Origin of the sequence: Pseudoalteromonas rhizosphaerae (assembly GCF_028885455.1) — a bacterium.
GTDB classification, from domain to species: Bacteria; Pseudomonadota; Gammaproteobacteria; order Enterobacterales; family Alteromonadaceae; genus Pseudoalteromonas; species Pseudoalteromonas rhizosphaerae.
This window is the reverse complement of the sequence record NZ_CP118496.1, coordinates 1297346-1308769: the sequence shown is the minus strand read 5'-3', so window position 1 is coordinate 1308769 and position 11424 is coordinate 1297346. Positions and strand designations below refer to the sequence as shown.

The following is an 11424-nucleotide window of genomic DNA, read 5'->3' as shown; positions in this document are numbered from 1 at the left end:
CTAACGTGATTATCGATTTATTATGTGTTACTTACCCCTAAATAAACTAGGGTATTACCAAGGTTTGGCGGTAATAATGTAACAGTGTTGCTCTTTGAGGTGTTCAAGCAACACCGCTGTGTCACCTGATGTAAATTGCTCGTCATTTTCAGCTCTAACTTCAAGTAACTGCTCAGTACCTTGAAATTTAACCCGTGCTTGGCCAAATGTATTAGTTACTTTGCCAGTAACAACAACACATTCTAAACCCAGTAAATCTGAACTTTGCGAGGTTTGTGCGCTGCTAAAAAAGCGCTGTAATGGCCGAGAAATAATGGCCGCAATTGGCATAGCAATCAGCAAACAAACGCCCAGCATTAGCACGCCAAAAATATAAAACCACATACCATCGCCTAACAGGTAGGCAAAAAACTTATGGGCATAGATGCTGATCAACCAGCTACTCATCACTACGAGACTAATAGATACAGTAATTGGGATGCCACCAAACCCCATGCTAAACCATGAACTCAAGCCTGAGCTTTGCGACGCATCGGCTTCAATTTCTAGATCTGATTCAAACATGTCAATATCAGCAAAGCCAATAAGGGTTATTAGCCAAAACAACATCACAACTAACAACAGGGCTGAAAAAATAACGGTGGGGAAAGTAAGCGCTAAGTTTAAAAATTCCATCATTACAACTATCCATTTATTTTAAACGCAGTAGGCGATAAAACTTTTTATCATTTAGTCGCGTAAATGTTAAGTGTTTTATGGAAAATCAACGTTGTTAATATAAAAAATTGTAAATGAACGACTACTTTGAAACGTTAACTTAGCTTAATTAACGACTTAGAAGTAAAAAAACGCCGCAATTTAGCGGCGTTTTACTTTGTGTGTATGACGACCTAAGTTACATATTACCCAGCTTTATCATCATTGCTGTATACATTTTAAGATTGAGCTTAAGTTGTTCAACTGTAATAAACTCATGCTCTGAGTGACCGGTGTAGCGCTTGCCTGGCATTGATGGCCCAAACGATACCGCATTATCAAATAACTTGGCATTGGTGCCACCACCAATAGATACAAACCCAGCCTCTTGATCACCGGTAAAATGTTTAAAAATATCTAACAATGCTTGTGCATGAGGTGCGCTGTCGAGCAACATTGGCGTGCCAATCACCACATCAACACCAGATAACTTTACGTTATTTCTCACTTGCCAATTACTCAGTGCGGTATCAATTTGCGTACGCAATACCGCTTCATCTTTACCCATTGGGCGACGTAAATTCACAGCGAGTGTGAGTTCATTACCATTACGTTCAATAAGCGTTGGTGCTACTGTCATAGGTCCCATAAAGTCATGTTTATAAGCAATATCACCAAACTGTTTGCCATGTATATCAAGACCAATTAGCTGATTAATAAACGCAATTACTTGGCCATCACTGTTATTCTCAAGCTCAACACCTTTAAAAACTTCTGCTAAGTAAGCAATGGCGTTAACCCCAGATTCTGGCTCTGATGAATGAGCAGACAACCCTTTTACGCTGATAACAACACCATCAGCTTGCTCGCTAAAGTTAAATTCCACAGCGTTAAGCGCACTCGCTGCATGTTTAAGTTTGCTGACTAACGCAGTATCGGCGTTATGTAACACCACACTCGCATCTTCTGGTATTTGGCTTTTAAAAGCGCCGCCAGTAAGTTCACTTACATACACTCCTGTTTGTGCTGAGGTAGCATTAAACGTTGGTGCAATTAAGCTCCAACCTTTTTCCGCGACAACCACCGGGTATGACGCATCAATAGTAACCGCATATTTAGGCTGCTGATAGCTTTTCATAAACTCTTCAAGCGGACCCCAATCAGATTCTTCAGCTAAGTAAATCATCAACTCAATACGATTATTAAGTGTGATCTTTTGATCTTTTATAGCTTTCATTGCATATAAAGCGGTTGCGATAGCACCTTTATCATCTTCTGTTCCACGCGCAATTAATTTACCTGGCTCTGAGGTACTATCTATTTCAAACGGGCTTTTTTTCCACTTACTTGCGTTGGCAGGTTGCACATCGCCATGGGTTACTATGGTTACTTTATCTGTTTGTTGACCCATACCAATTAAGACTGTGTAACCTAAATCTTGGTAATCAAAACCAAGTTCAGCAGCTTTCATTTTTAACAAAGCTTTAAAGCCAATAAAGTCTGGATTATCAGGAGTATTGATGCCGTCTTTATTAACCGTCGGGAATGATACTAAATTAGCTAAGGTATGAATTTGCGCACTTTGGTAGGTATTTACAGCATAATCAGCAACGCTGTCATTAATCTTATTTAATTTTGCATGTGCGTTAAAGGCCAATAAAGCGATACTAGCTAAAGCTAATTTTTTCAAAACAAGTCCCATTCAATTAACAACTAAGAATCACAATTATAACGCTCTGGCTTAATAACGAACAATGCTTTGCGATAGACCGACAACTTATTATTAATAAAACATAGAGCAAAGCAGCTAGGTAAATAATAGGCTGTAAGAAACTTAAGGTTTCATCTGATCAACCATTTCAACAAAACGTTTAACCCCTTGCGTAATTTCACTTAACCCTTGAGATACTTCTAAAATACTTTCTTGCCCTTCGTTTGCAATACCAGCGACAGATCCTAATAGTTCATCCATTTGACTTATCAACGCTTGAGTTTGCTCAACGACACGGCCTATCTCTGCGGTCGATTCTGCGGTATTACTTGCAAGTGTGCGCACCTCATCAGCAACGACAGCAAAGCCACGTCCAGCTTCACCAGCTCGAGCAGCTTCAATTGCAGCATTAAGTGCAAGTAAGTTTGTTTGATCTGCAATAGTTCGAATAGTAACCACAATATCAACTATACTTTTAGACTGTATTTTAAGCTCTTTCCCTGTTGCCGTTGCATTATTAACTCGTTCAGCAATGTTTTTTGATGTTTCAACAGCTAAGCCTAAAATATTTACTGCATTGGAAGTTACTTGACTGGTTTCCTCTGAAATAGTCGCAGCTTGATCAATCGTGTTAAATGCTAAGTTAACGCGCTCTGTTATGTCTGATGCAAACTTAATAACTTTATATACCTTACCGTTTTCATCAAAGATTGGATTGTAAGTTGCCTCAAGCCACAAAATGCGACCATCTTTGCTAAATCTCTTAAAACGACCTGAATTAAATCGTCCCTTACTAAGGCTCTGCCAAAACTCTGGATTTTTAAGATAAAACTCTTTATCACAAAATATTTTATGATGTTTTCCTTTTACTTCTTCAAGTGAATAATGAACGGTTGATAAAAAGTTTTCATTAGCATCTAAAATATTTCCTTGTGTATCAAACTCAATGACTGCTAACGATAGATCTAGCGCATTAAGAATTGCATCTTTGTTCTTCAACACATTATTTATAGTCGTGATGTCATTGGCAATTTTAATAACTTTACTTACGCTGCCATCATCTTCTACAACTGGAAAATAATTTGCTTCTAAATAAATAGGAACCTTAGTTTTTGTAAAACGTAAAAAAGTACCACCAAATGATTTACCCGCACTTAAATCTTGCCAGAAATGGCGATAGTCCTCAGAATTTACATAGTCTGAATCACAAAATATTTTATGATGTTGGCCAACAATCTCACTAAGCTTAAACCCCATTACATCTAAAAAATGTTTATTAGCATCAACAATGATGCCATCCACTGTAAAACTAATAAAAGCTATATTAGATTTAATTGCATTTAGCTCTTTTTGAGCCTGAGAGGTCATTGGGTCAGTTTGTTTATGTTTATCTAAAACAGCATTCTTTGACTTAAAAAACATCATTTTATCCTTTGACTGTATCATTCTTATTAGCTATTTAAATCATAGAATTAACAACACTACTCTTTAACAGCCACACTTTAATTGTGACTACTATTCACTACCATTTAGTAACAAAAATCAATAATATCTAATAGTTGAGAATTTTAAAAAGAGCAAGATTAGTCATCAAATTAGTAAGGGGTATTACAGAAAACGCAGGAGATATAAACGATAATATTATAGGGATAGTTGAGTTTCTAAAATAAATGAGCTATCAGTAAATCTTGTTACTTTTGAGCAACTAAATTTTTAATGTGTTAGAGCATTTAAAATGCCCACATAACAAACATTTTATAAATTTATTAGTCATATTTGCATACAACGAAGTATAATGCGCATCTTAAAATTATGGGGTCGATCATGAATCGCAGAAAGAAAATCGTTACAAAGTTTAATAACAAAGATAAGCGCGCAAATGCAAAATTACATAAAAGTAATAAGCCTGCTTATGTGTCTAAAGCTGAACGTGAAAGATTGGCACTACTCGCTCAAGAACAGCAAATAGACACTTTAAACGATGAAGCGTGTTGATAAATCAATAAAAACAAAAGCTTGAGACGAAGTGAAATAAAAGTTAATAAATAGTTGCAAATTGCACATCTAACTGTAATATTGAATATTCAGCAACAATGCTGAAACACACCAATAATCACTTAGGAGGCATAAATGAACAAATTATTTATTATCGCTCCTAGTGCTCCTCAAGAATGTTCTGTCAACTATCATTTAAGTGAATGGTTCGACGAATAAAAAAACCTGAATAATTTAAAAGCAATAATGCCTCGCAGTAGGAAGGCTTCTATGTAATTAAAATTCAGGTAACAATAATGAAAAGAAAACTCTCAATTCTTAATGGATCACTAGCCGCGTGCATGTTTTTTTCGTTTGCAAGCAATGCTTGCTTAACAAACGAAGTTGAATCAAACGACACTGAAAGCAATGCAAATACCCAACTTTGTAGTAATACCACCGTTGCAGGCTCGTTGAGCCGCAATGATACTGATTGGTTTAGCTTTGAAGTAACTCAAGTCGGGCCTATTGAGGTCAGCCTTGAGCACAACACTAACGATGATTTTGACTGGGCATTATACCAAGAAACAGGATCTGCTGTTGCCGAAGGGGCAACTAGCAATGTACCAGAAACAGGCAGTTATAGTGCACAATCAACGGGTACTTATTATGTAAAAGTAACGCGTTACTCCGGTACAGGTTGGTACGATTTAACGGTCAATTTTGGTGAAGGTAGTAACACCGGTGGCGGAAGTGGCAGCGGTGATTGTGGCTATAGCTCTCGCCCTGCAAAGCCAGGTTCATTACAAGCATATTTACAAGGTGGCAGTGCTGATTCATGCAACACATTAACAGCTGATCAAGGTGCTGTATTACTTATGGGCGGTGGCAGCGATGTTGATCAAGCATTTAGTAATCGCGTTGCTAACCATGTTGGCAGCGGTGCCGATGTTGTTGTGCTTAGAACCTCTGGTACTGACGCTTATAACGATTATTTACTGAACTTAATGAATGCCGACTCAGTAGAAACACTGATCATTGATACTCGCAACAAAGCGAATGATGACTATGTTGACTGGGCTATCCGCAGTGCCGAATTTGTATGGATTGCAGGCGGTGACCAATCTGATTATCTTAATCAATGGCAAGGTACAAAAGTACAAACCGCTGTGCAACACGTTTTTGATAAGGGCGGTGTCGTTGGCGGAACGTCTGCAGGCATGGCATTAATGGCAAACAGCGTGTACGATCCAGATGGCGTTGCTGGCGCAGTATCAGATGAAGTAGTCACTGACTTTTGCCACGAAACACTTAACTTCAGCAGTCGATTTATTGATGTGCCTGTATTAAACAACAGCTTAACCGATACACACTTCCAAGAACGTGACAGAATGGGGCGTGCCATCGTGTCTTTAGGCCATCACAGCAATCAGTATTTTTCTATTGCAGCCAGTGAGGCAACCTCACTGTTCATCGATGCCTCTGGTACAGGTGTTGTTGACGGCAGCAATGAAGTTTACATCTTTAAAGAAACGGCTAATACGCAAAGAGTGACATTGCAATGTGGGAGCCCAGTAAACTATCAAAATATTAATAGAGTAAAGCTACTACCTGGTGATAATTACAATGTGGTTAGCCACGCTCATAATGGTATGCAACTAGACGTGAGCATTAATGGTAATAACAATAACTTCTACTCCCCTATCAATCCTTATTAATTCCCCCAGTTAAGAGCCCTTTGGGCTCTTTTTTATTTAAAAAGCAACTTGAGCAATTTCAATCAGGCAGGCATTCTCTTACTTTGTCACACTGACGCCACTTCTGAATAAAAGTATAACGAGTAACTATGAAAAACACGCACCTACAGCGCATCCATCATGTCTGTGATTATATAAACCACCATATTGATGAGCCACTTACATTAGATAGTTTAAGTGCCGTTGCCTGTTGTTCTAAATTTCATTTTCATCGTTTATTTATCTCAATAATGGGGGTAAGCGTTACTAAGTACACGCAATTTGCTCGCTTAAAGCGCGCCTCTTATCGGCTTGCTTTTGAGCATCACAAACGCATTATTGATATTGCATTAGAGGCAAGTTTTGAAAGTCCTGAAGCTTTTAGTCGTGCTTTCAAACGTGTTTTTGCTCAATCCCCAACTCAGTTCAGAAGCACACCAAACTGGCCACATTGGCATGCGCAGTTTGACTTTAAAATACCTGAATTAAAGGTTAGTAATATGAAAGTAGAAATTGTTCACTTTGCACCGCAAGCTGTTGCGTTGCTTACCCACAACGGTTCGGCCACTAAGCTTATGGAAACAGCCGCACAGTTTATTAAATGGCGAAAAGAGTCAGGCTTATCACCGGTAAAAACCAGTGATACTTATGGCATCCCTTATAGCGATCCTGCGGTGACTGACGACAACGATTTTCGCTTTGACTTCGCCGGCAGCGTCAAGCAACCAATTAGCGATAATCAATACGGCGTAAAAAATGGTGAGATCCCGGCAGGTCGCTGCGCTTTAGTCAGGCACTTTGGCAGTCATGACACTATCAGCGACACTGTTTATTATCTATATCGTCAATGGTTACCAAACAGTGCTGAAGAAGTTAGAGATTTTCCGTGCTTCTTTCATTACTTAAATCTCATTCATGAAGTAGATGAGTGTGATTTAATAACTGATATTTACTTGCCGCTAAAATAATAATTAACCGCAGAGGCAAAATCTCATTATTGCCTCTTCGTTCTGTATTCAAACTATTACAATTTCACACCCTCAAGCCGTTTAAAGCCAAGGAACTAAAATAATGCGTATAACGGATCGCTACATAGCCAACCACAGCGCTTGCTACTAGCAATTCAACTACCGCTAAATGATGTATTTGGTTTATAAACTGTACATCAACATTCATAGTTAGCATCCAATCCGCGAGTTTAAATAACGCCGTAGCACCAATGACCATGGGAAAGGTAAATGCAGCAAACCCAGGGCAAAACCTGCGGCGTAGTAATTTAAAAAATGCCGTATAAATAATTAATGTCATTAGTATGGCAATACCAAATAACCCCCCAATTATCACTGGCGACGGCTGGGTCACTACAGTGAAATACCCCGCCAACGATAAGCTTGCCGGCGCCGCTAATATAGCTAATGTGGGCTGTGCAGCATCAGGAATTTGCTCAGCAAATATTATCCGGTAAATCATTAACGGCAACATAACTGCGTACATTAACATGCCAAAATAAAGTGCTGCTTGTGCTAAAAACAACAGTGCTGGGTTACCCGAGAACGCTACATCGGCAACAATAATACCCACAGGTGGTACAAACCAACTTGGCACCATGTGTTCAATTTTAAATTCACGAACACGATGAATAACAAAGCTCAATAAAAATCCTAAGTGCAATAAAAATGCGCCTACCCAAAGCACATCCCCTGCTAATGGATTAACGTGCCCTAACGAATTAGATACCACCAACGTTGCCATAGCAAAAGTAGGCACAACGCTACCTACAACAGGGTGCGCTAAATCGGCTTTTAGTAATTGCGGGTGCAGTAAAAATTTTAAGCCAAGTATTAATAATAATACGCTCGCAATTGCCGCCCCAGTGTATTGCGCTGCGCCATTTGCATTAAACATGTTTTCCCAAGCCCAACCAAGGCTGGCTATGCCTAATGCTAATCCACCCATTGGGGTAGGTGCGGTTATTACTTTGGCTTTTATATAATTAAACATGTTTATACTCCACACTCACTGTTTATCTTATACAGAAGTTTAACCTTGCATTTTGTTTAGTTAAATCTAATTATATAGAACACATGTTCATAAAAACTAAACATAAAACTCATGAATATTTCTCTTAAACAACTTAAAGTGTTTGTAGGTATTACTCAGCATGCAACACTTACCGCAGCCTCAGAGCGGCTTTATCTATCTAAAGCGGCAGTCAGTATGGCGCTTAGCGAGCTTGAAAAGCAGTTAGGTCACCCACTGTTTGACCGAGTAAATCATCGCTTAATTTTAAATCAAGAAGGGCAAAAATTACTGCCCTTGGCCGATGAATTACTGCACAGAGCAAATGATATTAATACGCTTTTTTCGCCCCAAGCAAAAGCCAGCGGCACCTTAAGAATAGGTGCCAGCGATACCATTGGTAATCATGTGTTGCCCTTTATACTCAGTGGATTTCGCCAACAACAGCAGCATTATTCACAGCAAGTTTTTATTTCAAATTCTGAGCTTATTTGCCAAAAACTGCGCGATTTTGAGCTCGACATTGCACTAATAGAAGGCCAAGCCCAGCAAAGCGACTTAGTCTCAACCGTGTTTAGCCAAGACTCTATGTGTATTATTGCACCGCTATCCCACCCTTTAGCTGCAAAATTACAGCTTAGTTTTAATGATTTAACAAACAGCGAATGGGTATTAAGGGAAGCTGGCTCTGGTTCACGCTCATTCTTTTTACAAAACCTCGCTACGCATATCGATAATTGGAGCCAAAGTTTTGAACTCAACACGACAGAGGCACTGATCAACAGCGTTGCTGAAGGGTTAGGGCTGGGGTGTTTATCGTCACTCGCGGCACAGTACGCTTTACAAGATGGCCGCGTTACGCAGCTTAACTTAAACCACCCCATGCAAAGGCAGTTTTGGTTGGTGATGCATAAAGACAAATACAAAAATCCGTTGTTAACGCAGTTTATAGATTTTTGTGATCAGCTGTAATTTAGCCATGCTAAACATCATGGCTACATTTAGGTAATTTACTTAAAATGCGTAGCTGATACCGGCATTAACCGAGCGACCTTGTCCTGCTAATTGGCTGAAGCCTTCGCTCATATCTGTTTTAAAATCAGCAATACTGACTCCGCCTAACGGCTGTTGATAATACTGATCAAGTAAATTAGTAATTGCTAACTTAACTGTTAGCTTATCCCATCTCGCCTTGGTTGCTAAATTCACTAAGCTATAGTTGGCTGATAGATTTTCAATACGACGCGGATCTACACGCGTTTTACTATCTACCCACTGCCAGCTTAATGAGTTTTGCCATTTACCGAGTTGTTGCTCAAGGGCTATTTTGCTGTGCAGTGGCATTATTTGATATAACGGCTCATCACTGTCATCACGCTCGCCATGGGTGCTAGTAAGCGCGGCGGTTAAATCCCATGTGCCTGCATTTTTACTATCAACAACACGGATAATACCTTCAAGCTTAGTGCCATAAAGTGTGGCGTCTAAATTGGTAAATTGCAGGGTATTACGCTCAGTTAATACCTTATCTGTGCGGTTAGTACTGCCAACAACAGTAACATCAATATAATCATTTACTTGGGTATACCAAGCGTTAGCTGTTATTTGCCACTGTCCATCTTTTGCCGATTTAGTGTAACTGGTGCTGATGGTATGCGCGGTTTCGGCTACTAAGTCTGGGTTACCAATATAACCATTACCATCACCAAACCAACCAATCATACTGGTCGACATTGTGCTGACACCCCAGCTATAACGTTCATATAAATTAGGCGCACGATTTTTACGTGCTAAGCCAAATTGTAGTTCATCTTCATTAGTAATTTGGTAGCGTAATAATAGGCTGGCATCCACAAGCGTGTCACTGCGCGCGCGATCCATGGCATTAAACTCTTTTGCAGCATCTTTATTTGGATCTGCCATATTCATTGCTGGCATACTTCCCATACCTGACATTCCATTCATGCCATCACCCATGTCTGAATATGGCTGCACTTCACCGGTATCCGTTTGCACATATTCAATACGCGTACCAGCAGAGACCCACCACTTGTTATTTAGCTGCTTTTGCAGCTCAGCAAAACCGGTGTAGCGGTCGCGTTCACCGTCATTAATATTTACATAGTCGTTAGGCCCCATCATCATTGAGCCTTCAATCGCAGGCCACCAATCATCAATGCGGTAACCATAGTATTCTTGGCCGAGCAGTAATACAGTGTCAGCATCAAAGTCTAAACGCCAATTAAGTTGATAACTGATATCTTGCGCGTCGGTATTCATCGGCATCATGCCGGTTTTTTCAGCGCTGAAAAAACCCATTTCGTGCTTTATATCATTAAAGTTTATTTGCGCTCGAAACTCACCACTTTCAAGCTGGCGTTTATACTGAGTGACTATGCCATAACTGGTGTTATCCGTCATATCCATATATTGATTAGCAAAGCCCTGAAAGGGTATTTTTTGATGCGTTAATTTAACCACTAGCTGTTGTTTTTCATCTCGCAGCGCTGCAGTTAATGCATGATTTTGCACACGATATAGAGTATCTAATACTAAATCACCATTACCATCGTCATAACTATCAGCGTCTTCAAAGGCACCTTGATAATTTAAACTCAAGCTGCCACTGGCAAGTCGTGCGCCAACACCTACCGCTTGCGCATTATTTACACTGCGATACTGCGCCGACACATAACCTGAATGCCACGCTAACGTATCACTCTCACCATATTGCGCAGCAATGGTGTTTACTACAATAACGCCGGCAATGTTATCGCCACCAGCGCTTACTGGCGAAATACCTGCAATCACTTGATAAGACGATAGCTGATTAGCCGAAATATAAGATAATGGTGGGTTCATCTGATTGCCACAGGCCGCAGTAATATCTGCGCCATCGACCAGTACTTTAACTCTATCGCCCATCATGCCATTTAATATAGGTAAACTAGAAACGCCACCTGCCGCAGAGAAATCCACCCCCAACTCAGTTAAAAGCTGTTCTGCAGAACCTAAATTTGCATGGCTGTTAACGTTTTGGCCTTGTACCTCAATCACTTCAATTGAATCATCAGCAAGAACGTAAGGAGAAACTAAACTCGCGATGCAAAGTGCTAACGGAGAAAGTGCATAACGTGAATTGATAAGTGGATTGTGGTTGCTCATTTTATTCTTTAATTACAGCAGGTTTAAGATGAACAAAGTATATAGTGTGCGACGTTGCCTGAACACGTGACAAATTGTCGCACCCCAAGCTCTGACTCGATGTTTATTGTTCTTATTTTAAAC

Annotated in this window: 8 protein-coding genes and 1 pseudogene; 4 read left to right on the top strand and 5 right to left on the bottom strand. The window is 39.8% G+C overall.

Annotated features, from left to right (window positions below):
• Positions 1-54: 54 nt before the first annotated feature.
• The 3 genes and pseudogenes from PVK79_RS05570 to PVK79_RS05560 all read right to left on the bottom strand — a co-directional run.
• Positions 55-678, bottom strand: a complete 624-nt coding sequence (locus PVK79_RS05570; protein ID WP_257325469.1) for a YqiJ family protein — start codon at positions 676-678, stop codon at positions 55-57.
• A 217-nt stretch (positions 679-895) separates the two neighbouring features.
• Positions 896-2386 carry a dipeptidase gene (locus PVK79_RS05565; protein WP_257325468.1) on the bottom strand — a complete coding sequence of 497 codons (1491 nt, stop codon included), beginning with the start codon at positions 2384-2386 and terminating at the stop codon, positions 896-898.
• Between the two features lie 144 nt (positions 2387-2530).
• A pseudogene (locus tag PVK79_RS05560) lies at positions 2531-3760 on the bottom strand (methyl-accepting chemotaxis protein); the annotation flags it as partial.
• A gap of 471 nt (positions 3761-4231) precedes the next feature.
• Between PVK79_RS05560 and PVK79_RS05555 the strand changes: the two are divergent.
• From PVK79_RS05555 to PVK79_RS05545, 3 genes are all read left to right on the top strand, one after another.
• A complete protein-coding gene (locus PVK79_RS05555; protein ID WP_169020566.1) occupies positions 4232-4402 on the top strand; it encodes a DUF2986 domain-containing protein in 171 nt (56 codons plus the stop codon).
• Between the two features lie 296 nt (positions 4403-4698).
• The gene (locus PVK79_RS05550) at positions 4699-6099 is read left to right on the top strand and encodes a pre-peptidase C-terminal domain-containing protein (RefSeq protein ID WP_182734451.1); all 1401 of its coding nucleotides are present in this window, start codon (positions 4699-4701) and stop codon (positions 6097-6099) included.
• A gap of 128 nt (positions 6100-6227) precedes the next feature.
• The gene (locus PVK79_RS05545) at positions 6228-7085 is read left to right on the top strand and encodes an AraC family transcriptional regulator (protein ID WP_145237492.1); all 858 of its coding nucleotides are present in this window, start codon (positions 6228-6230) and stop codon (positions 7083-7085) included.
• Between the two features lie 64 nt (positions 7086-7149).
• Here PVK79_RS05545 and PVK79_RS05540 read toward each other — a convergent pair whose 3' ends face one another.
• The gene (locus tag PVK79_RS05540; protein WP_182731060.1) at positions 7150-8118 is read right to left on the bottom strand and encodes a TDT family transporter; all 969 of its coding nucleotides are present in this window, start codon (positions 8116-8118) and stop codon (positions 7150-7152) included.
• A gap of 111 nt (positions 8119-8229) precedes the next feature.
• Between PVK79_RS05540 and PVK79_RS05535 the strand changes: the two genes are divergently transcribed.
• Positions 8230-9108, top strand: a complete 879-nt coding sequence (locus PVK79_RS05535) for a LysR family transcriptional regulator (RefSeq protein WP_145237498.1) — start codon at positions 8230-8232, stop codon at positions 9106-9108.
• Positions 9109-9150: 42 nt separating this feature from the next.
• Here PVK79_RS05535 and PVK79_RS05530 read toward each other — a convergent pair whose 3' ends face one another.
• Positions 9151-11301 carry a TonB-dependent receptor gene (locus tag PVK79_RS05530; protein WP_257325467.1) on the bottom strand — a complete coding sequence of 717 codons (2151 nt, stop codon included), beginning with the start codon at positions 11299-11301 and terminating at the stop codon, positions 9151-9153.
• Positions 11302-11424 lie beyond the last annotated feature (123 nt).

Excerpts from the sequence above, each read along its gene's own strand:
- PVK79_RS05540 (WP_182731060.1), bottom strand. The coding sequence starts at position 8,118 with ATGTTTAATTATATAAAAGCCAAAGTAATAACCGCACCTACCCCAATG.
- PVK79_RS05535 (WP_145237498.1), top strand. The coding sequence starts at position 8,230 with ATGAATATTTCTCTTAAACAACTTAAAGTGTTTGTAGGTATTACTCAG.
- PVK79_RS05550 (WP_182734451.1), top strand. The coding sequence starts at position 4,699 with ATGAAAAGAAAACTCTCAATTCTTAATGGATCACTAGCCGCGTGCATG.
- PVK79_RS05530 (WP_257325467.1), bottom strand. The coding sequence starts at position 11,301 with ATGAGCAACCACAATCCACTTATCAATTCACGTTATGCACTTTCTCCG.
- PVK79_RS05570 (WP_257325469.1), bottom strand. The coding sequence starts at position 678 with ATGATGGAATTTTTAAACTTAGCGCTTACTTTCCCCACCGTTATTTTT.
- PVK79_RS05545 (WP_145237492.1), top strand. The coding sequence starts at position 6,228 with ATGAAAAACACGCACCTACAGCGCATCCATCATGTCTGTGATTATATA.
- PVK79_RS05555 (WP_169020566.1), top strand. The coding sequence starts at position 4,232 with ATGAATCGCAGAAAGAAAATCGTTACAAAGTTTAATAACAAAGATAAG.